Origin of the sequence: Cellulomonas avistercoris, assembly GCF_014836445.1 — a bacterium.
In the GTDB taxonomy this organism is placed as follows: domain Bacteria; phylum Actinomycetota; class Actinomycetes; order Actinomycetales; family Cellulomonadaceae; genus Cellulomonas; species Cellulomonas avistercoris.
This window is the reverse complement of sequence record NZ_JACSQV010000009.1, coordinates 47,527-68,183: the sequence shown is the minus strand read 5'-3', so window position 1 is coordinate 68,183 and position 20,657 is coordinate 47,527. Positions and strand designations below refer to the sequence as shown.

Below are 20,657 nucleotides of genomic sequence, written 5' to 3'. Positions count from 1 at the left end.
TAGGTTGTGGACCCGTGCTCGCCCCTCTCGCCCTCCTCGTGGCGGCCCTCTGCCTGGCGTTGGCCGGCTGGGCCGCGTGGTTCGTCGCCGCCGACCGCGCGGTCGTGCTGCGCCAGCTGTGGGGCGGTGCCGTCGTCGAGGGGGTGCTGCTCGTCCAGGCCGTGGTGCTGGGCGTCGTGCAGGCGGGCGGCGCGCAGGACGTCGACGGGTGGCTGCTGTGGGGCTACGTGGTGACACAGCTCGTCGTGCTGCCCGTCGCCGCGGCCTGGGCCTTCGCCGAGCGCACGCGCTGGAGCTCGGTCGTCCTGCTCGTCGCGGCGCTGACGGTCGCGTTCCTCGAGCTGCGGCTCTGGCAGATCTGGGGGGCGTGAGGTGATGAGCGCGGCACCAGGAGCGACGTCGCACCGTCCGACGGGGACGGGTGGCGGCCGGCTGCTCGTCGCGGTGTACGGCGTGCTCGCCCTGGCGGCCACCGCACGTGGCCTGTACCAGGTGGGCACCAAGCTGGACGAGGCGCCGGTCGCGTACGTGCTGTCCCTCGTGGCCGGCATCGTGTACGTCGTCGCGACGTTCGCGCTCGCCGGCGACCGGCGGACGCTCGCCTGGGCCACGGTCGGCTTCGAGCTGGTCGGCGTGCTCGTCGTCGGCACGCTGTCGATGGTCGACGTCGGGGACTTCCCGGACGAGACCGTGTGGTCGCGGCTGGGCGCGGGCTACGGGTACGTGCCGCTGGTGCTGCCGTTCGTGGGGCTGTGGTGGCTGCGGCGCACGGGGCGCCCGACCACTGTGGACGCCCGGCCGCCGTCGCCGCCGCCCGCCGTAGGGTGAGCGCTGTGTACCGGCTGCTCTTCGACCTGGTGTTCCGTCGCATGGACCCCGAGCGCGCGCACGAGGTGGCGTTCTCCCTGATCGGCGCGGTGGGCCGCGTGCCGGGGCTGCGCCGGGCGGTGTCGCTCGTCCTGCGCGTGCCGCGCGGCGACGCCGGGCAGGTCGAGGTCTGGGGGCGCACCCTGCCCGGGCGGTTCGGCCTGGCCGCGGGGTTCGACAAGAACGCCCGCGCGGTCGAGGGCCTGGCGATGCTCGGGTTCGCGTTCGTCGAGATCGGCACCGTCACCGCGCACGCGCAGCCGGGCAACGAGCCGCCGCGGCTGTGGCGCGTGGTCGAGGACCGCGCGCTGCGCAACCGGATGGGCTTCAACAACGAGGGCTCGGCGGCCGTCGCGGCGCGGCTGCGCCGGCTGCGGGCCACGCCGCACGGCCGCGCGCTGGTCGTCGGGGCCAACATCGGCAAGACGAAGGTGACGGAGGCGGCCGACGCCGCGGCGGACTACGCGACCAGCGCCGAGCGGCTCGCACCGTACGCCGACTACCTCGTCGTCAACGTCTCGTCGCCGAACACGCCCGGGCTGCGGGACCTGCAGGCGGTCGACTCGCTGCGGCCCGTGCTCGTCGCGACGCGGCGTGCCGCCGACGAGGCCACCGCCCGCGCGGGCCGGCCGCCGGTCCCGGTCCTGGTGAAGATCGCCCCCGACCTGTCCGACGAGGACGTCGACGCGGTCGCGGAGCTCGTGGCCGAGCTGGGGCTCGACGGCGTCGTCGCGGTCAACACGACGATCGCCCACGACCTCGGACCCGGCGGCCTGTCCGGTCCGCCGCTGCTCGAGCGCGGTCTCGACGTGGTGGCGCGCCTGCGCACCCGGCTCGGCCCCGACGCCGTGATCATCGGCGTCGGTGGTGTCAGCGGCGCGGCGGAGGCCCGCGAGTACCTGGCGGTCGGCGCGACGCTGGTCCAGGCGTACACGGCGTTCGTCTACGAGGGTCCGACGCTGGCCGCGCGCGTCGGGCGTGCGCTCGCCGAGGACGCCGCCGTCACGGCGGGGGCCCGGTGATGGCCGTGCGGCCCCGGTGGCAGTGGCGGCTGCTGGCCGCCGACGGTGCGGACGTCGAGCGCCCGGGCAGCCCGGTGTTCCTGGCACGCTTCGAGGCCGAGCAGTGGCTCGGCGAGCACTGGCGCGCTCTCGCCCGCCAGGGGGTGCGGCGTGCGGTCCTGCAGAACGACGGCGTGGACCTGCCGCCCGCGCTCGAGCTGGCCGCCGACTGACGTCTCAGACGAGCGCGGGCTGCGTGCCGGGCGCGCGGGCCGGCGTCGAGCCGCCGAGCGACGCCCACGCGGCGGCCAGCCCGTCGACGGCCCGCCGCAGCCCGTCCACGGGCTGGGAGAAGGGCACCCGCAGGTGGTCGTCGAAGGTACCGTCCACGCCGAACGCGGGGCCGGGTGCGATGCGGACCCCGTGGCCGTGGGCGAGCGCGGCGAGCGCGGTCGACACCGGTCGGCCCAGGTCGACCCAGGTGGACAGCCCTCCGGCGGGCACCGGCACCTCCCAGTCCGGCAGGCTCTGCGCGAGCAGGTCGACGAGGGCGTCGCGCTGCGCGAGCAGCGCGACGCGGCGCTGCGCGAGCACCTCGTCGGCGCGGGCGAGCAGCTCGACCGTGACCAGCTGGTCGAGCACGGACGTGCCGAGGTCCACGTGCGCGCGGCGCTGCGCGAGCGCCGCGACGAGGTCCGGGTGGCCCCGCACCCAGCCGACCCGCAGCCCTCCCCAGAACGACTTGGAGGCCGACCCCACGCACACGACGTACCGGTCGGCCGGCCCGCCGCCCGCGAACGGCGGGGGAGGGGTGCCGTCGAGCGTGAGGTCGGTGAGGGTCTCGTCGGCGACGACGACGGTGCGGCTGCGGCGCGCGAGGTCGCGCACCTGCTCGCGGTCCGCGGCGGACAGCGACGTCCCGGTGGGGTTGTGGTGGTCGGGCACCAGGTACACCAGGCGGGGCGACGCCTGGCGCACCGTGGAGGCGAGCAGCTCGAGGTCGGTGCCGTGCGGCGTCACGGGGACGGGCACGGGCCGGGCGCCGGCCGCCCGCACGGCGTCGATCGCGTGCGGGTAGGTCGGGTGCTCGACGACGGTGCGGTCGCCCGGGCCGGCGAAGGCCCCAGCGAGGAGGTGGATCGCCTGCTGACCACCGGTGGTCACCAGGACCTGGTCCGGCGTGGTGGGGACACCCCGCCGCGTGTAGCGCTCCGCGATGGCGGCGCGCAGCTCGGGGAGCCCGAGCGGGAGGTAGCCCGCGCCCCGGGAGTGGCGGGGGAGCACGTCGAGAGCCGCCGCGCACGCCTCGGCCAGCTGCGGGGGCGCGGGTGGTGCCGCGGCCGACATGTCGACGATCCCGTCCTCCACGGTGCCCAGACGTGTGGGGGCTCGGTCGCCGGCGTGCGCCGGGAGGGTGGTCACGGTCCCCGAGCCGCGTCTGCTGACGAGGAAGCCCTCGTCGCGCAGCAGGTCGTACGCCGCGGTGACGGTGGTGCGGGACAGCCCGAGGGCCTCGGCGACCTCGCGCTCGCCGGGCAGGCGCGTCGACAGCGGCAGCGTGCCGGAGCGGGTCAGCCCGCGCAGGCCGTCCGCCAGCGCCTGGTAGGCGGGACCGTGGTGCTGCCACGACCCGAGCAGCGCCCGGAGCCGTGCGCCGTTGACCCGACGATCCATGTTCACCGACATGAGGCCACTATCGATGAAGTGGATATGGATGACAAGACCACTTCCCGCAAGAGTGAGGCCATGCTGTGGTTCGCGATCATCCCGTCTCTCGCGCTCGTCGCGCTTCTCGTCGTCCTGGTCCGCACGGTCCGCGCCGACGGGCTCGGCCACCGTCCTCCTCCGGCCGGCCGCCCGGGCGTGCGGGACGGGCGGACGTGGTGAGGCCGTCGCCGGACGACGTGCGAGCAGGGCCCCGGGCGACGAGCCGGTCGCGCGCGGGCGCCGGGCGGGCAGCGCGGCTGGGCAGCGGCCTCGTCCTGTACGCCGCGTCCATCGCGCTGCTCGTGCACCCGCAGCTCGGGTCGATGCCCTGGGACGTGCTCGGGCAGGGGATGGCGCGCGTGTCCGGGTGGACCTTCGGCACCGCGACGATCGTCATCTCGCTCGTCGTCCTCGTGTGCTGGGTGCCCCTGCGCCAGCGCCCCGGCGTGGGCACGATCGCCAACGTGCTCGTCATCGGTGCCCTCGTGGACCCGTTCCTCGCCCTCGCCGCGATGCTGCCCGAGCTGCCGCTCGCGGCCCGTGGCGCGATGGTCGTGCTCGGCATCGTGCTCAACGCGGTGGCGACCGCGCTGTACGTCGGGGCGCGCCTCGGACCGGGCCCCCGCGACGGGCTCATGACGGGCCTGGTGGCGCGGACCGGGTGGCCGGTGCGGCTGGTGCGCGGGGGGATCGAGGTCGTGGTGGTCGCGGCGGGGTGGGCGCTCGGCGGGACGGTCGGGATCGGCACGCTCGCGTACGCGCTGGCGATCGGCCCGCTCGTGCACCTGCTGCTGCCGCGCCTCACGGCACCCGCCGACGGGTAGCCTGCGACCAGCAGGGCGACGTCGGTCGAGGAGGGCCATGTACACGGTCGGGGCAGTGGTGGACGGCTTCGAGCTGGCCCCGTCGGGCGAGTGGGTGCGCGTCCCGCCGACCGCCGGGTCGCCGTACCGGCTCGGCGACGTCGTCGACGAGCACATGCTCGACGCGGACCTGACCTGGGTCCCCCTGCGGCGGACGCCGGTCGCCCCCTACGTCGCCGGCGACGTCGTCGACGGCTACGTGCTCACGCCCGACGGTGCGTGGGTCACGCTCGAGTCGCGCGTGCGGGCGCGCGCGGCCGCGTCGTCGACGCGTCGGCAGCCCACGCCGACCGTCGAGGCCGGGACGGGCGCGCGCGGGGCGCAGTCCGCCCCGCCGCGGCGGGCCGCCGAGCACCAGCTCGCGGGGGAGCGGGCGGCGGCCGACCGGCGGGCGGCGTCGCAGGAGGCCTCGGCGGAGCACCGCGCGACCGAGAACCGCGCCGCCGACGCGCGCGCGGCGGCGGGCCGCGCCGCCGAGCGGGCCACCGCGCGGGAGGCCGGGGCGGCCCGCCCGCGCCCGGCTGCACCGGCGGCGTCGCAGCAGGCCCCCGCGACGCCGGCCCGTCGCGCCTACCGCGTGGGCGACGTCGTCAACGGCCACGTGCTGACGCCCGACCACAGGTGGGTCCCGGTGGGCGGCGCGCCGTCGCGCTCCGCGCCGCAGGGGACCCGGCAGGACGCCCGCGCCGGGGGGCAGCAGCCGGCGCGACGCAGCGGCGTGCCGCCGATCGTGCCCCTGCTGGTCGCCGGGTTCGTCGTCCTGCAGGTCCTGCGGGCCTGCGCCGGCTGACCGCCTGCGCTGCGCGAGGCGGCCTGGTCAGGTGGGACCGACGGTCAGGCCGGGTGCTGCCCGTGCTTGACCTGCGGCTTCGGGAGCCGCGACGGCCGCACCTGGAACGCCCGCAGCACGGCGTACATCATCAGCCCGCGCGGCAGCGTGGACTCGCCGAACTTCGTCACGAGCCGCTTCTTCAGGCCGCGCCACATGATCCACGCGTCGACCACGGACGCCAGGATGTACACGTACAGCAGCACGAGCGACGCGAACGCGACGACCGGGGCGCTGCGCGCGGTGACGAACTGCAGGACGAGGAAGGCGGCCGCGAGCGGCAGGAACAGCTCACCGAGGTTCCACCGCGCGTCGACGCTGTCGCGCACGTAGCGGCGGACCGGGCCACGGTCGCGCGCGGGCATGTGCCGCTCGTCACCGTTCCGCATCGCCTGGTACTCGAGGTCGCGCTGGACACGCGCCTTGGCGCGGGCGTCCTTCGCGGCGGCGCGGCGGTCGGCCGGCACGAGCGGGCGCCGGTTGAGCGCCTCCGACTCCTTGCGCCGGGGCGTGGGTCGACCCTTGCCCTGAGGCGCCGGCTGCGGGGGCTCCGGGACGACCGGTGCATCGACCTCGGGCGGGGGATCCTGCTTGCGTCCGAACACCCCTCCAGGGTAGTCGAGTAGCGTCGTGAGACGTGACCACCGCCGACCCCGTCCCTTCCCCGACCGACGAGCGCGTCGCCGTGCTGCGCGAGCGCGTCGCCGCCCAGTTCGCCGGCGTGCGCGCCGACCTCGAGGCGCTCGTGCGCATCCCGAGCGTGTCGAACGCCGAGTTCGACCAGGCGCACGTCGACGCCTCGGCGTCCGCCGTCGCCCGGCTCCTGTCCGACGCGGGCATGCCGCAGGTCGACGTGCTGCGCGTCACCACGCGTGACGGCGTGACGGGCGCCCCGGCGGTCGTCGCGCGCCGCCCGGCACCCGCCGGCGCCCCGACGGTCCTGCTCTACGCGCACCACGACGTGCAGCCGCCCGGCGACGCCGCGCACTGGTCGACCGCGCCCTTCGAGCCGACGCAGCGCGGCGAGCGGCTGCACGGGCGCGGTGCCGCCGACGACAAGGCGGGCGTCGTCGCGCACGTCGGTGCGCTGCGGGCCCTCGGTGACGAGCTCGGCGTGGGCGTCACGGTCTTCGTGGAGGGCGAGGAGGAGATCGGGTCGCCGACGTTCGTCGACTTCCTGCACACGCACCGTGACCTGCTCGCCGCCGACGTCATCGTGGTGGCCGACTCGTCCAACTGGAAGGTCGGCGTCCCCGGGCTCACGACCTCGCTGCGGGGACTGGTCGACCTCGTCGTCGACGTCGAGGTCCTCGACCACGCCGTCCACTCCGGCATGTTCGGCGGCCCGATCCTCGACGCACCGACGCTGCTGGCGCGGCTCCTCGCGACGCTGCACGACGAGCGGGGCGACGTCGCGGTCGCGGGCCTGGTGCACGCGCCCGATCCGACCGTCGACTACGACGAGGCGGACCTGCGCGCCGACGCCGGGGTGCTCGACGGCGTGCGGCTGGCCGGCACCGGCCCGCTCACGGCCCGCCTGTGGACCCGTCCGGCGATCGGGGTCATCGGTCTCGACGCCCCGCGGGTCGCGAGCGCCTCCAACACCCTCACGCCTCGCGCGTCCGCCAAGCTGTCGGTGCGCCTGGCGCCGGGGCAGGACCCGGCCGCGGCGATGGCCGCCATGCGTGAGCACCTGCTGACGCACGCGCCGTTCGGGGCCCGGGTCACCGTGCACGAGGGCGAGCAGGGCAGGCCGTTCCAGGCACCGGCGGACTCGCCGGGCATGCGGGCCGCGCGCTGGGCGATGGGCACGTCGTGGGGCACGGCGCCCGTCGACATCGGTGTCGGCGGCTCCATCCCGTTCATCAGCGACCTGCTCGACGTGTACCCCGACGCGACGATCCTCGTCACGGGCGTCGAGGACCCCGACTCACGCGCCCACGGCGCCGACGAGTCGGTGCACCTCGGTGAGCTCGAGCGCGTCGTGCTGGCCGAGGCGCTGCTGCTGGAGGTGCTGGCCCCCCGCACATGAGGACGCCGACCCGCGGCCGGCCGGCGCGATCCGGCCGCCGCGGGTGGTCTCAGCGGTGCGCGACGTCGACGGCGCGCGCCCAGGCGGCCAGGTCGTCGGGCAGCTCGGGGCTCTCCCGCTCGCCCGGGTCGATCACCGCGACGACGTCGGCCGGCGCGATGCGCTCGCCCGCACGGGACAGGAACCGTCCGGCGACCCAGCCGCGCGCCACGAGCTGCCCGTCGCGCTCGACCACCTGCTCCAGGTAGACGACGCGCCGGTCCCAGCCGACCACCCGGGTGGTGACCGTGAAGCGCTGCCCGAGCGTCAGGGAGCGGCGGTAGGTCATCGTCGACGCGGCCACCACGGGGTACCAGCCCCGCGCCGAGAGCCTGCCGAACGCCCCCAGGTCGGCCAGGTAGTTCGACCGGCCGAGGTCCAGGTACTGCAGGTAGACGCCGTTGTTGACGTGGCGGTAGAGGTCGAGGTCGCCGAGCCGCACGCGCAGGTGCGTGACCGACGGCTCGAGCAGGTCCCGGCCCACGACGGCGCGACGCGGGCGGAGGGTGACGAGGGCGAGCTGCAGCATCCGGGACACGGTCGGTACGTTACCGAGCGGTACCCACGCTCCGGGCCAGACGTGCGGGGCGTCAGCTCCCAGGCAGCGCGAGCATCTGGTCCAGCGCCACGCGAGCCCAGTGCGCGTCGTCCGGGTCGACCACGATGCGGTTGGGCACGCGGCCCTCGACCAGCGACTCCAGGGCCCAGACCAGGTGCGGCAGGTCGATCCGGTTCATGGTCGAGCAGAAGCACACGGTGGAGTCGAGGTAGTGCACGGTCAGCTCGGGGTGCGCGGCGGCCAGGCGGCGCACCAGGTTGAGCTCGGTGCCGATCGCCCACGACGTGCCGGGCTCGGCGGCGTCGAGGGCCCTGATGATGTACTCCGTGGACCCGACGAGGTCGGCGGCCGTCACGACCTCGTGCGTGCACTCGGGGTGGACCATGACGGTCACCCCGGGCACGGCGGCCCGCACGTCCGCCACGTTGCGCGCGGAGAAGCGGCCGTGCACCGAGCAGTGCCCGCGCCACAGGATCATGCGGGCGTCGCGCAGCTGCGCCGCGGTGACGCCCCCACCCGGCTTGCGCGGGTCGAAGACCACGCAGTCCTCGAGCGACAGGCCGAGCCCGCGCACCGCGGTGTTGCGGCCCAGGTGCTGGTCCGGCATGAACAGCACCTTGCCGCGACCGTCGACGCCGCCGACCTTGTCGAAGGCCCAGCGCAGCGCGACGTCGGCGTTCGACGACGTGCACACCGTGCCGCCGTGGCGTCCCGTGAACGCCTTGATGGCCGCGGTCGAGTTCATGTACGTCACCGGCACGGTGTCCTGCGCGACGCCGGCGTCGACCAGCACGTCCCACGCGTCCTCGACCTGGTCGATCGCGGCCATATCGGCCATCGAGCAGCCGGCGGCCAGGTCGGGCAGCACGACCTGCTGCGTGGCCGACGTGAGGATGTCGGCCGACTCCGCCATGAAGTGGACCCCGCAGAACACGACGAACTCGGCCTCGGGCCGCGCCGCGGCCTCACGAGCGAGCTTGAACGAGTCGCCCGTGACGTCGGCGAACGCGATGACCTCGTCGCGCTGGTAGTGGTGCCCGAGCACGAAGGCCCGGTCGCCCAGCGCCGCGCGGGCGGCACGGGCCCGGGCGACGAGCGTGGGGTCGCCGGGCTCGGGCAGCGCTCCGACGCACTCGACGCCACGTTCCGACGCCAGGTCGACACCGCGACCGAGGAGCAGCAGAGCGGAGGGGGCGGGCTCGGTGAACGTGCCGGTGGGGGTGCTCACGGCGGAATGATCCCACAGCGGGTATGTGCGTGGCGCGAGCGGCCACGGGACCGTGTCCGTGCCCCGCCCCGCCCCGCCCGCCCCGGTGCGTCCGTGGTCCTGGCACCTGCGGCCACGTGCCACCATCGGTCCGTGCGCGTCCTCCTGGCCCCCGACGGTTTCGGTACCAGCCTCACGCCCGCCGAGGCCGCGGAGGTCATGCGGCTCGGCTGGGCCGACGGCGCGCCGCACGACACCGTGGACGTGTGCCCGCTGGCCGACGGCGGGCCCGGCTTCGTCGCGACGCTGCACGCCACGCTCGGCGGTGACCTCGTGCCCGTGACCGTCACCTCCCCGGTCGGCGAGGCGGCGCCCGCCGCCCTCCTGCGGGTCGGCGCGACGGTCCACCTCGAGTCCGCGCACGCCCTGGGACTCGGTCTCGTGCCGCAGCACCTGCGCGATCCCTCACGGACCACCAGCCGCGGCGCGGGCGAGCTGCTCGCGGCGGCGCTGCCCGGGGCGCAGCGCGTCGTCGTGGGCCTCGGGGGGTCGGCGACCAACGACGCGGGCGCGGGGCTCCTCGCGGCGCTCGCGGACGCGCTCCTGCCCGCCGGCGCCGTGGCGCACGACGTCGCCGCGCGGCTCGGCAGCGGCGGCGGGGCGCTCGGCGACGTCTCCGCCGAGGACCTGCGCTGGCTGCCGGACCTGCGCGCGGCGCTGCGCACGGTCGACCTGCTCGCCGCCGTCGACGTCGACGTGCCCCTGCTGGGACTGCAGGGAGCGTCGGCCGGGTTCTCCCCGCAGAAGGGCGCCACGCCGCAGCAGGCGCAGGACCTCGAGCGCGCGCTGGGCTCCTTCGCGCACGCGGCGACGACCGCGCTCGGCCCCGTCCGCACCGGCCCGGGCGCCGACCTGCTCGGGGCGCCGGACCCGCGGGGCGGCCGGCTGTCCGCGCTGCCGGGAGCGGGCGCAGCGGGGGGTGTGGGGTTCGCCCTCGCGCTCCTCGGGGCGCGCCTGCTGCCGGGCGCCCGCCTCGTCGCCGACGCGGTCGACCTGCCCGCGCGCATCGCTGCGCACGACCTCGTCGTCACGGGGGAGGGCCGCACCGACTGGCAGTCGCTGCACGGCAAGGTCGTGGCCGAGGTCGCGGCGCGCGCGCTGTCGTCCGCGGTGCCCGTGGTCGTCGTGTCGGGGGAGGTCCTCGTGGGGCGTCGCGAGCTCTCGGCCGCAGGCGTCACCGCCGCGTACGCCGTCGCGGAGGGCCCCGCCGCCGTGCAGGCGGCGCTCGCGGACCCGGCGGGGACGCTGCGCGCCAGGACCGCCCGTGTGGCGCGCACCTGGTCGCCCGCACGCGCCACGTGACGTACCGCGGGCGGCGTCCCGCGGGGACGGCGGCGAGCACCCCCGACCTCGTCCGCGGCGCAGCGTAGGCTGGACGGGAACAACGTTCCGAGCGACGGTGTTGGCGTCGAGGAAGAACGTTCTGGCGAACCCGGGAGTGACATGAGCGAGACCACGCAGACCGCGACGCACGGCGTCCAGCTCACCGACGTGGCTGCCGGCAAGGTGCGCAGCCTGCTCGAGCAGGAGGGGCGCGACGACCTGCGCCTGCGCGTCGCCGTGCAGCCCGGCGGGTGCTCGGGCCTGATCTACCAGCTCTACTTCGACGAGCGTCTGCTCGACGGTGACGCGACGCGCGACTACGACGGCGTCGAGGTCGTCGTGGACCGTATGAGCGTCCCGTACCTCGACGGCGCGACGATCGACTTCGCGGACACGATCGAGAAGCAGGGCTTCACGATCGACAACCCCAACGCGGGCAGCGCCTGCGCGTGCGGCGGCTCCTTCAGCTGACGCCACCTGGTCCGGTCGCACGGGCCCGTACCCCTCGGGGTGCGGGCCCGTGCGCGTCCCCGCGGTCGCTACCGGATCCCGGAACTGGAGCGACCCCGGGACGCTCAGGCGCCCAGCGCCGCGCGCACGTCGGCGACGGCCCGGGGCAGCTCGTCGCAGAACCGGTGGACGTCGGCCGCGTCGACGTCCGGCGGCAGCGACAGCCGGACGTTGCCCTGCGTGAGCACGCCCATCGCCGCGAGCACGTGGCTCGGCTCGAGGGTGCTCGACGTGCACGCGGACCCGGAGCCGACCCCGAAGCCGGCGCGGTCCAGCCGGTCGACGATCGCCTCGCCGTCGACGTAGAGGCAGGAGAAGGTCACGACGTGCGGCAGCCGGTCGACCGGGTCGCCGACGACCTGGACGTCGGGCACCTCGGCCGCGACGCGGCGTCGGACGACGTCGACCAGCGCGCGTCGGTGGGCGTCGGCGGCGTCACGTCGCGCCACGGCCTCCTGCAGCGCCACCGCGGCGGCCAGCGCCACGGGCACGTGGACACCGCCGGGGGACCAGCGCTCGTCGTCCTCCGGCCAGTCGGGGCTGCGCCGCACGCCGGTGCGCGTGACCACCACCCCCAGCGGCGGCCCGCCCCAGTCGCCCGCGTCGGCCACCATCACGTCACCGGCGCGACCGACGTCGACGTGCCCCGCGCTCGCGCCCACGTCCACCAGCAACGGCACCCCCGCGGCCCGCAGGGCGGCGTGCACGTCGTCGACGGGCTGCCGCGTGCCCACCTCGCCGTTCGCGTGCTGCAGCACAGCGAGGGCCGTGCCCGGGCCCGCCGCCGCGACGAGGTCGGCCGGGGCGACCCGGCCCTGGGCGTCCACCCCGACCGTGCGCACCTGCCCGCCGCCGCGCGTCGCGACGAACGCGGCGGCGTGGTGCACCGCGGCGCGCTCCACGGCGCTGACGACGACGTCCGTCCCCGCGCGTCGCCGGCCGCGCGCGACGGAGCGGACGGCGCCGTGCAGCGCGAGCGTGTGCGTCGGGAGCAGGTCGACCTCGTCCGGCCGGGCCCCGAGCGACGCGGCGAGGGCCTCGCGCGCACCGTCGAGGAGCAGCCGCGCGCGGCGCCCCTCGGCGAACAGGCGTCGCGGGTCCGCCCAGCCCTGGTCGAGCGCCTCGAGGAGGGCCGCCCGGGCCGGGGTGCTCAACGGCGAGTGACCGGCGACGTCGAGCACGACGCGGTGCGCGCGTGCCGCGGACGGGGTGGACCCGGGAGTGCTCACGCGGGCACGGTAGCCCGTCCGTCGTGCCGCACCGTCGCGGTGCCGACGGTGGACGGTGTGTGACGGTGCTGACACCACGTCGTCAAACGTGCGGCGCAGCACGTGGGCGCTGCCGGGGGGCGCTAGGCTGAGCCGGTCGAGGACGAAGGTCCCACACGGTTGCGCGCCCACGCAGGGGTCGTCGTCGGTGGGACGCGAGTGGAAGGTTCCCCGTGCACCCGGTTCCCCCCCGCCGCACCCGGCACGCTGTCGTCGCCGTGCTGGCCACGGCGCTCGTGCTCGTGCTCAGCGGCTGCTCCGAGTCGGTCCAGCGAGGCTGGCTCCCCGGCTACTCCGACCAGGAGGTCACCGACCAGACAGGTCGCGTGGTCTCGCTGTGGGTCGGCTCGTGGATCGCCGCGCTCGCCGTCGGCGCCATCACGTGGGGCCTGATCCTGTGGTGCGTCGCGGTGTACCGCAAGCGCAAGGACGACCACACGCTGCCGGTGCAGCTGAGGTACCACGTCCCGCTCGAGATCATGTACATCCTGCTGCCCGTGGTGATGGTGGGCGTGCTCTTCTACCACACCAACGAGGACACCCTCGCGCTCCAGGACACCTCGGCCGAGCCCGACGTGAACATCCAGGTCGTCGGCAAGCAGTGGAGCTGGGACTTCAACTACCTCGACGAGGACGTCTACGAGACCGGGCAGCACGCGCAGGACATCGGCGGTGACGCCGCCGAGCTGGGCGAGCAGGTCACGCTGTACCTGCCGGTCGACCAGCGCGTCGAGTTCACGCTCGACTCGCGCGACGTCATCCACTCCTTCTGGATCCCCGAGTTCCTCTACAAGCAGGACATGATCCCGGGGCACACCAACACGTTCCAGGTCACGCCGACCCGTGAGGGTGTCTACCGCGGCAAGTGCGCGGAGCTCTGCGGCGAGGAGCACTCCGGGATGCTGTTCAACGTCGAGGTCGTGTCCCAGGAGGAGTACGACGCCCACATGGAGGAGCTGCGTGAGCGTGGCCAGACGGGCGTGCTCGGCCTCGAGTACAGCCGGCAGCAGGACCTGAACGACGTGGCGGAGGGCGAGCACTGATGGCGGCGCACACCGAGGTCATCCCCGGCCTGTCGCCCCGGCGGCAGACGCTGGGACGGACGGTCGTGAAGTGGATGACCTCCACCGACCACAAGACGATCGGGTACATGTACCTGATCACGTCGTTCGTGTGGTTCGCGATCGGCGGCATCCTGGCGCTGCTCATCCGCGCCGAGCTGTTCCAGCCCGGGATGGACCTGTTCCAGTCGAAGGAGCAGTACAACCAGGCGTTCACCATGCACGGCACGATCATGCTGCTGCTGTTCGCGACGCCGCTGTTCGCGGGCTTCGCCAACATCATCATGCCGCTGCAGATCGGCGCCCCGGACGTCGCGTTCCCGCGCCTCAACATGTTCGCGTACTGGCTGTACCTGTTCGGCGGCCTCATCGCCGCCGCAGGCTTCCTCACGCCGCAGGGCGCGGCCTCGTTCGGCTGGTTCGCGTACGCGCCGCTGTCCAACCAGATGTACTCACCCGGGCTCGGGGGAGACCTGTGGGTCTTCGGCCTGGCGCTCACCGGGTTCGGCACCATCCTCGGCGCGGTCAACTTCATCACCACGGTCGTCACGATGCGCGCGCCCGGCATGACGATGTTCCGGATGCCGATCTTCACCTGGAACATCCTGGTGACGTCGTTGCTGGTGCTCATGGCGTTCCCGCCGCTGGCCGCCGCGCTCTTCGCGCTCGGCGCCGACCGGCGCCTGGGAGCCCAGGTGTTCAACCCGGACAACGGCGGAGCGCTGCTGTGGCAGCACCTGTTCTGGTTCTTCGGGCATCCGGAGGTCTACATCATCGCCCTGCCGTTCTTCGGCATCGTGACCGAGATCCTGCCGGTGTTCAGCCGCAAGCCCGTGTTCGGCTACAAGGGCCTGGTCTACGCGACGATCGCGATCGCGGCGCTGTCGGTCACCGTGTGGGCGCACCACATGTACGCCACCGGCGCGGTCCTGCTGCCGTTCTTCGCCTTCATGACGATGCTCATCGCTGTGCCGACCGGAGTGAAGTTCTTCAACTGGATCGGCACGATGTGGCGCGGCAAGCTCACGTTCGAGACGCCGATGCTGTGGGCGATCGGCTTCCTCGTCACGTTCCTCTTCGGCGGCCTGACGGGCGTCATCCTGTCGAGCCCCGCGCTGGACTTCCACCTGTCCGACACGTACTTCGTCGTCGCCCACTTCCACTACGTGGTGTTCGGCACGGTCGTGTTCGCGATGTTCGCCGGCTTCTACTTCTGGTGGCCCAAGTTCACCGGACGCATGCTCGACGAGCGGCTCGGCAAGATCCACTTCTGGCTGCTGTTCGTCGGCTTCCACATGACGTTCCTCATCCAGCACTGGCTCGGCGTCGTGGGGATGCCCCGCCGGTACGCCGACTACTCGCCGGCGGACGGCTTCACGTGGATGAACCAGGTCTCGACCGTGGGTTCCGCGATCCTGGCCGCGTCGACGCTGCCGTTCCTCTGGAACGTCTACGTCACCTGGCGCAACGCGCCCAAGGTCACGGTCGACGACCCGTGGGGCTACGGCGGGTCGCTGGAGTGGGCGACGAGCTGCCCCCCGCCGCGCCACAACTTCACGTCGCTGCCGCGGATCCGTTCCGAGCGTCCGGCCTTCGACCTGCACCACCCGGAGGTCGCGGCGATGGACCACGTCGCACCGGACGACCCGGGGCCGCTGGACTGGGCGCCGCAGCAGAGCGGTGAGCGAGAGCTCGCCGAGGAGCGCGTCGCCCGGGGGACCGGCGAGGAGCACCAGTCGTCGGCGACGATCGTCGAGGACGACATCGAGGACGTGCGTGACCGCCGCGAGGGGGACGAGCGATGAAGATCGAGGCGAAGCTCTTCCTGTACGGCGTGCTCTTCTTCTTCCCCGTGGGGCTGATCTACGGCCTCTGGAGCGACGGCGAGGCGGTCGGCACCGTCAGCATCCCGCTCGTCGGGGGTCTGGTCGGCATGATCGGCGGCTACTTCGCGCTGCTCGCCCGGCGCATCGACGCCCGTCCCGAGGACGACGAGCTCGGTGAGATCGAGCAGGGCGCCGGCAACCAGGGCACGTTCAGCCCGTGGAGCTGGTGGCCGCTGGTCGTGGCCCTCGGTGGCTCGGTCGCCTTCCTCGCGATGGCCGTCGGCTGGTGGCTCATGATCCCGGCCGCCGTGCTGGGCATCGTGGGACTGGTCGGCTGGATGTTCGAGTACTCGCGCGGCCAGCACGCGCACTGAGGTTCAGCCCGACGAGGGTCGACCCGTCAGGACGGTCCGTCACCGCAAGGTGGCGGGCCGTTCGCGTACCCGCGGACGGCACGCCGCTGCGCCGCGGACGCCTCACCGCTGCACCCAGGGTGCTGCGGGTGTGAGGGCAGCTCGGGTGGTGGCGGCGAGGTGGTAGGAGTCGGTGCCGGTCGAGGATGCTCCCACCGAAGGTGAGGCGGTCGACGATCGCGGCGCACAGACGTGGGTCGGTGAAGGTCGTGCCCCAGCCGGAGAACGACTCGTTGGACCCGATGGCGATGCTGTTGGCCTTTTCGCGTTCGGTCAGGACCTGGAAGAGCAGCTCGGCGCCGCGGCGGGGCTACCCGGGCGTCTTCTGGGCCGAAGTCGCTGGACTCGTGCGTGTCGTGCCCCTAGCGTGCTCGCCGTGGCAGACAGTCCGACGCACGTGTGGTGGTTGTACGGGGCTCCCTGCGTGGGCAAGTCGGCGACCGCGTGGGAGCTGTTCGCCCACCAGCTGGAGGGGGAACCCCGCGGCTACTTCGACATCGACCAGCTGGGCATCTGCTACCCCCAGCCCCACGACAACGCCGAGCGGCGCGCCATGAGGTATCGGGCGGCAGGTGTGCTGGTGCGCCACCTGGCGCGCGCGGGTGCACGCACCGTCGTCGTCTCAGGAGTGCTCGAGCCGGGCTCGCACGACGAGGTCGTGGAGGCGCTGCGGCCGGCCGCGGTGACCTTCTGCCGTCTGCGCGCCGACCCGGACGTGCTGCGTCCGCGACTGCAGCGGAGGTACGGACCGCAGGACGTCGCCCGGGCCCTTGCCGAGGCCGGTGTCTGGGACGAGCTGGACAACGGACAGCCCGTCGTCGAGTCCGCACGGGCCGTGGGCGAGGTGGCCGGCCAGGCCCTTGCGGTGTTCCAGGACGCGACGCGCGTGTCGTCCTCCACGGCGTCGCAGGTGCCTATGGCGCCCGCGGTCGAGCCGCCGGACCCTGCAGGCGCGCCGTCACGCGCCGTGCTGATCTGTGGCGCCACGGGCGTGGGCAAGTCCACGCTGGCCTTCGGGCTGACGATGCAGGGATGGGCCACCGGACGCAGCTGCGCCTTCCTGGACCTGCAGCAGATCGCCTTCGTCGACGGCGTGGAACCTCTGTCGGATGACGGGTCCTCGGCGACCGCCGCCGCCGTCGCGGACCTGTGGCAGACGTACCGGCGTGCCGGCGCCGCGGACCTCGTGCTCAACGGGGACGTCGAGTCCGCCGAGTCCGTCGAGCGCTACCGGCAGGCCCTGGGGGCGACGCCGCTGCTCGTCGTCCGGCTGCGGGCAGGACGTGAGCAGCTGCGTCGACGTCTGACCGCCCGCAGCCGCGGTGGGGGTGGCCCGGAGCTGGCCGGCGACGGGCTGCGCGGGATCGACGCGGCTGCCGTCGACGCCGTGCTCGACGCCGCAATCACGTCCCAGCACCGGATGGACGCGGCGGAGGTGGCCGACATCGTCGTGGAGACGGGTGAGGACGACGCGGACGTCCTGGTGGAGCGCCTGGTCCGGATACGCGAGGAACACCTCCTGCCCTGAACGGGGTTCCTGGGTGCGTCGGCGAACGTGAAGCCGATCGGCAAGGGCGTGGACGCGTTCTCGGCTTGCGACGGCAGGGTCGTCGTCGTCTCCGGGCCGCACTCACACCCGCACCCGCGGCCTCTCGCCGCGGAGCAGGCCGTACGCGTCCCCCCACACGGCGTACGCGTTCCCCTCCGGTGCTCCTGCCGGTGTCCCTGGTCCCGCTCGCGTCCTGCACGGCCCGTGCGTGTCGTGGCGCGGAACGACCGCGGCCGCCCCCCCCCGGGGGGGGGCACCTGCGCGCTGCTCGGCTCGACCTGGCGGCACGGATGATGGCACCGGGCAGCGACGGTGTGGCGCGTCGCCGCGCCGTCGCCGACCTGGTGGTCGGCGCGCTCGCGCGGTTGTGGACCGAGGCGACCGAGGGACGCGACGTGCAGGGTGTCGCGCTCGGCGTCGTCGGGAGCGTGGGACGCGGCGACGCGAGCCCCGTCTCGGACCTCGACCTGCTGCTCGTGCACGAGGGGAGGGGGCACTCCTCCGACGAGATCTCACGGCTCGCCGAACGGCTCTGGTACCCGATCTGGGACGCGGGCCTCGACCTGGACCACTCGGTCCGGTCGCTCGCGCAGTGCCGGCAGGTGGCCTCGAAGGACCTGCCGGCGGCGGTGGGGCTGCTCGAGCTCCAGCCGGTCGCGGGCGACGGCGCGGTCGTCGCCCGCGCGACGTCGGCCCTGCTCGCCGACTGGCGGTCGGCAGCACGCCGCCGGCTGCCCGAGCTGCTCGCCTCGACGCGCCAGCGCGCCGACCGGCACGGCGAGCTGGCCTACCTGGTCGAGCCCGACCTCAAGGAGGCGCGCGGCGGCATCCGCGACGCCGTCGTGCTGTCGGCGCTCGCCGCCACGTGGCTCACGGACCGTCCGCACGGTGCGGTCGACCACGCCTACGCCCACCTGCTCGACGTGCGCGACGCGGTGCAGGTCGTGACGCGACGGCACACCAACCGGCTGCTCCAGGCCGACCAGGACGAGGTGGCCTCGCTCGTCGGCTTCGACGACCGTGACGACCTGCTCGCGTCGATCGCGGAGTCCGGACGGGTCATCTCCTACGCGCTGGACACGACCGCGCGCAACGCGCGCCAGGCGCTGCAGCGGCCGGCGCGCACGCCCCTGCTGGTGCGCGGGCGGCGCACACCGCCCCGGCTGCGCACGATCGGCGAGGGGCTCGTCGAGCACGACGGCGAGATCGTGCTGTCGGTCGACGCCCGCCCCGCGGACGACCCCGTGCTGTCCCTGCGCGCGGCTGCTGCGGCGACCCGGACGGGCCTGGTCCTGTCGCCCGTCACGGTCGCGAGCCTCGAGGCCACCCCGCCGCTGCCCACGCCGTGGCCCCGCGCGGCACGGCAGCACCTCCTGCACCTGCTGGGCTCCGGCCCCGCCCAGGTGCCGGTGTGGGAGGCGCTCGACCTCGCGGGCGTCGCGACGACGTGGATCCCGGAGTGGGCCGGCGTGCGCAACCGGCCGCAGCGCTCGGCCATCCACCGCCACACGGTCGACCGGCACCTCGTCGAGACGGTCGCGCGCGCGAGCCGGGACCGGCGCGCGGTGGAGGCTCCCGAGACCCTGCTGCTCGCCGCGCTCCTTCACGACATCGGCAAGCGCGCGGGTGCGGGCGACCACTCGGTCGAGGGTGCGCGGCTCGCGGGGCCGATCGTCGCGCGGATGGGCTTCGGGCCCCAGGTCGCGGCCGACGTGACCCGGCTCGTGCGCGAGCACCTGACGCTCTCCGAGCTCGCGACGACGGCCGACCACGAGGACCCCGCGACGGTTGCGCGGCTGCTCGACGCGGTCGACCACCGGGTGGACCTGCTCGCGCTCCTGCGTGCGCTGACCGAGGCCGACGCGTCCGCGGCGGGCCCGGTGGCGTGGACCGCGTGGCGCGCCACCCTCGTCGACGACCTCGCCGCCCGGGCCACGCGTGCGCTGGCGGGTACCCTGGGACGTCCGTAGCCGTCCCGCCGATCACCGCGAGGCCCAGGTTGTTCGCCACCCTCTCCGACCGTCTCACCTCGACGTTCAAGAACCTCCGTGCGAAGGGTCGCCTGTCCGAGGCGGACATCGACGCGACGATCCGTGAGATCCGACGTGCGCTGCTCGACGCCGACGTCGCGGTCCCGGTCGTGCGTCAGTTCACCGGAGCCGTGCGCGAGCGCGCGCTCTCGTCCGAGGTGTCGGGGGCGCTGAACCCCGCGCAGCAGGTCGTCAAGGTGGTCAACGACGAGCTCGTGGCGATCCTCGGCGGACAGACGCGCACCCTCGCGTTCGCGAAGCAGCCGCCGACCGTCATCATGCTCGCCGGCCTCCAGGGCGCCGGCAAGACGACGCTCGCGGGCAAGCTCGCGCTGTGGCTCCGCGAGCAGGGGCACACGCCGCTCCTGGTCGCCGCCGACCTCCAGCGTCCCAACGCGGTGACGCAGCTGCAGGTCGTCGGCGAGCGCGCGGGCGTGCCCGTCCACGCGCCGCACCCGGGCAACCAGGGCGCCGACGACGTCCTGCCGGCCGGGGCGGACCCGGTCGCGGTCGCGCGCGCCGGCCTCGAGACCGCGCGCCAGAAGCAGTACGACGTGGTCATCGTCGACACCGCGGGACGCCTCGGCGTCGACGCCGAGCTCATGGCCCAGGCGTCCGACATCCGCGACGCCGTGGACCCCGACGAGGTCCTGTTCGTCGTCGACGCGATGATCGGCCAGGACGCCGTGACGACCGCGCAGGCGTTCGCCGACGGCGTCGGCTTCACCGGCGTCGTCCTGTCGAAGCTCGACGGCGACGCCCGCGGTGGTGCGGCCCTGTCGATCGCCAGCGTCACGGGCCGTCCGATCATGTTCGCCTCCACCGGTGAGAAGCTCACCGACTTCGAGGTGTTCCACCCCGACCGCATGGCCTCGCGCATCCTCGACATGGGTGACGTCCTCACCCTCATCGAGCAGGCCGAGAAGGCGTTCGACGCCGAGCAGACCGAGAAGATGGCGGGCAAGCTCGCGTCGGGCGAGGACTTCACGCTCGAGGACTTCCTCGTGCAGATGCAGCAGCTCAAGAACATGGGCTCGATCAAGAAGATGTTCGGCATGCTGCCGGGCATGGGGCAGATGCGTGAGGCCCTGGAGAACTTCGACGAGCGCGAGGTCGACCGCATCGAGGCGATCATCCGCTCGATGACGCCGGGCGAGCGGCAGAATCCCAAGATCATCAACGGCTCGCGCCGCGCGCGCATCGCCCGCGGGTCCGGCACCACGACCAGCGAGATCAACCAGCTCCTCGAGCGGTTCGACGGGGCCCGCAAGATGATGCGCCAGATGGCCAAGGGCGGCGGCATGCCCGGCGGGATGCCCGGGATGGGCAACCTGCCCGGCATGGGGGGCAAGAAGTCGCGGGGTCGTCAGGCGCCGCAGCCGAAGCGCGCCAAGGGTGCCCGGTCCGGCAACCCGGCCAAGCGCGCGGAGCAGGAGCGGGCCGCCGCGGCGCGCGCCGCGGGCGCGGCCCCCCCCGCGCCGGCGGGGTCCGCGGTCGGTCTCGGCGGGGGCGC

The 20,657-nt window shown here is 74.4% G+C and carries 21 protein-coding genes and 1 pseudogene; 16 read left to right on the top strand and 6 right to left on the bottom strand.

Annotated elements, in window-relative coordinates; all coding sequences use genetic code 11:
* Positions 1-14: 14 nt before the first annotated feature.
* The 4 genes from H9657_RS11615 to H9657_RS11600 are packed head-to-tail and all read left to right on the top strand — an operon-like array spanning position 15 to position 2,101.
* Positions 15-371, top strand: coding sequence for a hypothetical protein (locus tag H9657_RS11615; protein ID WP_191783552.1), 357 nt, complete (start codon positions 15-17; stop codon positions 369-371).
* Between the two features lie 4 nt (positions 372-375).
* Positions 376-828 (top strand): hypothetical protein, encoded by a 453-nt coding sequence (locus H9657_RS11610; RefSeq protein ID WP_191783550.1) that lies wholly within the window; start codon positions 376-378, stop codon positions 826-828.
* A 5-nt stretch (positions 829-833) separates the two neighbouring features.
* Positions 834-1,889, top strand: coding sequence for a quinone-dependent dihydroorotate dehydrogenase (locus H9657_RS11605; protein WP_191783548.1), 1,056 nt, complete (start codon positions 834-836; stop codon positions 1,887-1,889).
* The gene (locus tag H9657_RS11600) at positions 1,889-2,101 is read left to right on the top strand and encodes a hypothetical protein (RefSeq protein ID WP_191783546.1); all 213 of its coding nucleotides are present in this window, start codon (positions 1,889-1,891) and stop codon (positions 2,099-2,101) included. The genes H9657_RS11605 and H9657_RS11600 overlap by 1 nt, the downstream gene beginning before the upstream one ends.
* A gap of 4 nt (positions 2,102-2,105) precedes the next feature.
* Here the strand turns inward: H9657_RS11600 and yczR are convergent, their stop codons facing one another.
* Positions 2,106-3,554: a MocR-like transcription factor YczR gene (gene yczR, locus H9657_RS11595; RefSeq protein ID WP_191783544.1), complete on the bottom strand. Its 1,449-nt coding sequence runs from the start codon at positions 3,552-3,554 to the stop codon at positions 2,106-2,108.
* 24 nt (positions 3,555-3,578) lie between these two features.
* On the opposite strand from yczR, the gene H9657_RS11590 reads away from it, so the two are divergent.
* From H9657_RS11590 to H9657_RS11580, 3 genes are read left to right on the top strand one after another with little or no spacing between them, the layout of a single operon-like run.
* A complete protein-coding gene (locus H9657_RS11590; RefSeq protein WP_191783542.1) occupies positions 3,579-3,755 on the top strand; it encodes a hypothetical protein in 177 nt (58 codons plus the stop codon).
* Between the two features lie 17 nt (positions 3,756-3,772).
* Entirely contained in the window at positions 3,773-4,399 is a 627-nt protein-coding gene (gene yczE, locus H9657_RS11585; protein ID WP_191783540.1) for a membrane protein YczE, read from the top strand.
* Between the two features lie 37 nt (positions 4,400-4,436).
* Positions 4,437-5,228: a hypothetical protein gene (locus H9657_RS11580; RefSeq protein WP_191783538.1), complete on the top strand. Its 792-nt coding sequence runs from the start codon at positions 4,437-4,439 to the stop codon at positions 5,226-5,228.
* 44 nt (positions 5,229-5,272) lie between these two features.
* On the opposite strand, the gene H9657_RS11575 is transcribed toward H9657_RS11580, so the two are convergent.
* On the bottom strand, positions 5,273-5,872 hold the full coding sequence (locus H9657_RS11575; RefSeq protein WP_191783536.1) for a DUF3043 domain-containing protein: 600 nt from the start codon (positions 5,870-5,872) through the stop codon (positions 5,273-5,275).
* A gap of 32 nt (positions 5,873-5,904) precedes the next feature.
* Between H9657_RS11575 and H9657_RS11570 the strand changes: the two genes are divergently transcribed.
* Entirely contained in the window at positions 5,905-7,299 is a 1,395-nt protein-coding gene (locus H9657_RS11570; RefSeq protein ID WP_191783534.1) for a dipeptidase, read from the top strand.
* Between the two features lie 49 nt (positions 7,300-7,348).
* On the opposite strand, the gene H9657_RS11565 is transcribed toward H9657_RS11570, so the two are convergent.
* A complete protein-coding gene (locus H9657_RS11565; RefSeq protein WP_191783531.1) occupies positions 7,349-7,867 on the bottom strand; it encodes an acyl-CoA thioesterase in 519 nt (172 codons plus the stop codon).
* 61 nt (positions 7,868-7,928) lie between these two features.
* The gene (gene nadA / locus H9657_RS11560; protein WP_191783529.1) at positions 7,929-9,125 is read right to left on the bottom strand and encodes a quinolinate synthase NadA; all 1,197 of its coding nucleotides are present in this window, start codon (positions 9,123-9,125) and stop codon (positions 7,929-7,931) included.
* Positions 9,126-9,257: 132 nt separating this feature from the next.
* Here nadA and H9657_RS11555 point away from each other — a divergent pair, with 132 nt between their 5' ends.
* Positions 9,258-10,466, top strand: a complete 1,209-nt coding sequence (locus tag H9657_RS11555; RefSeq protein ID WP_318241454.1) for a glycerate kinase family protein — start codon at positions 9,258-9,260, stop codon at positions 10,464-10,466.
* Between the two features lie 141 nt (positions 10,467-10,607).
* Complete coding sequence (gene erpA / locus H9657_RS11550) at positions 10,608-10,958, top strand: iron-sulfur cluster insertion protein ErpA (RefSeq protein WP_013117313.1); 351 nt, start codon at positions 10,608-10,610, stop codon at positions 10,956-10,958.
* A gap of 104 nt (positions 10,959-11,062) precedes the next feature.
* Here erpA and H9657_RS11545 read toward each other — a convergent pair whose 3' ends face one another.
* Positions 11,063-12,226 (bottom strand): cysteine desulfurase family protein, encoded by a 1,164-nt coding sequence (locus H9657_RS11545; protein ID WP_318241453.1) that lies wholly within the window; start codon positions 12,224-12,226, stop codon positions 11,063-11,065.
* Positions 12,227-12,438: 212 nt separating this feature from the next.
* Here H9657_RS11545 and ctaC point away from each other — a divergent pair, with 212 nt between their 5' ends.
* Genes ctaC through H9657_RS11530 form a run of 3 tightly spaced genes read left to right on the top strand, consistent with a single transcriptional unit; the run spans position 12,439 to position 15,526 of the window.
* On the top strand, positions 12,439-13,308 hold the full coding sequence (ctaC, locus tag H9657_RS11540; RefSeq protein WP_191783525.1) for an aa3-type cytochrome oxidase subunit II: 870 nt from the start codon (positions 12,439-12,441) through the stop codon (positions 13,306-13,308).
* Positions 13,308-15,131 carry an aa3-type cytochrome oxidase subunit I gene (gene ctaD, locus H9657_RS11535; protein WP_191783523.1) on the top strand — a complete coding sequence of 608 codons (1,824 nt, stop codon included), beginning with the start codon at positions 13,308-13,310 and terminating at the stop codon, positions 15,129-15,131. Before ctaC ends, ctaD begins: the two co-directional genes overlap by 1 nt.
* The gene (locus H9657_RS11530; RefSeq protein WP_191783521.1) at positions 15,128-15,526 is read left to right on the top strand and encodes a cytochrome c oxidase subunit 4; all 399 of its coding nucleotides are present in this window, start codon (positions 15,128-15,130) and stop codon (positions 15,524-15,526) included. Before ctaD ends, H9657_RS11530 begins: the two co-directional genes overlap by 4 nt.
* A gap of 102 nt (positions 15,527-15,628) precedes the next feature.
* Here the strand turns inward: H9657_RS11530 and H9657_RS11525 are convergent.
* Positions 15,629-15,872 (bottom strand): annotated as a pseudogene (locus H9657_RS11525) (ATP-binding protein); the annotation flags it as partial.
* 69 nt (positions 15,873-15,941) lie between these two features.
* On the opposite strand from H9657_RS11525, the gene H9657_RS11520 reads away from it, so the two are divergent.
* The 3 genes from H9657_RS11520 to ffh form a co-directional block, all read left to right on the top strand.
* Entirely contained in the window at positions 15,942-17,093 is a 1,152-nt protein-coding gene (locus H9657_RS11520) for a P-loop NTPase family protein (protein ID WP_191783519.1), read from the top strand.
* 314 nt (positions 17,094-17,407) lie between these two features.
* The gene (locus H9657_RS11515; RefSeq protein WP_263598906.1) at positions 17,408-19,084 is read left to right on the top strand and encodes a [protein-PII] uridylyltransferase; all 1,677 of its coding nucleotides are present in this window, start codon (positions 17,408-17,410) and stop codon (positions 19,082-19,084) included.
* Between the two features lie 29 nt (positions 19,085-19,113).
* A partial coding sequence (ffh, locus tag H9657_RS11510) for a signal recognition particle protein (RefSeq protein WP_225215164.1) occupies positions 19,114-20,657 on the top strand: 1,544 nt, incomplete at its 3' end.

Excerpts from the sequence above, each read along its gene's own strand:
- H9657_RS11610 (WP_191783550.1), top strand. The coding sequence starts at position 376 with ATGAGCGCGGCACCAGGAGCGACGTCGCACCGTCCGACGGGGACGGGT.
- H9657_RS11600 (WP_191783546.1), top strand. The coding sequence starts at position 1,889 with ATGGCCGTGCGGCCCCGGTGGCAGTGGCGGCTGCTGGCCGCCGACGGT.
- yczR (WP_191783544.1), bottom strand. The coding sequence starts at position 3,554 with ATGTCGGTGAACATGGATCGTCGGGTCAACGGCGCACGGCTCCGGGCG.
- H9657_RS11590 (WP_191783542.1), top strand. The coding sequence starts at position 3,579 with ATGGATGACAAGACCACTTCCCGCAAGAGTGAGGCCATGCTGTGGTTC.
- H9657_RS11580 (WP_191783538.1), top strand. The coding sequence starts at position 4,437 with ATGTACACGGTCGGGGCAGTGGTGGACGGCTTCGAGCTGGCCCCGTCG.
- H9657_RS11565 (WP_191783531.1), bottom strand. The coding sequence starts at position 7,867 with ATGCTGCAGCTCGCCCTCGTCACCCTCCGCCCGCGTCGCGCCGTCGTG.
- erpA (WP_013117313.1), top strand. The coding sequence starts at position 10,608 with ATGAGCGAGACCACGCAGACCGCGACGCACGGCGTCCAGCTCACCGAC.
- ctaD (WP_191783523.1), top strand. The coding sequence starts at position 13,308 with ATGGCGGCGCACACCGAGGTCATCCCCGGCCTGTCGCCCCGGCGGCAG.
- H9657_RS11530 (WP_191783521.1), top strand. The coding sequence starts at position 15,128 with ATGAAGATCGAGGCGAAGCTCTTCCTGTACGGCGTGCTCTTCTTCTTC.
- H9657_RS11515 (WP_263598906.1), top strand. The coding sequence starts at position 17,408 with ATGGCACCGGGCAGCGACGGTGTGGCGCGTCGCCGCGCCGTCGCCGAC.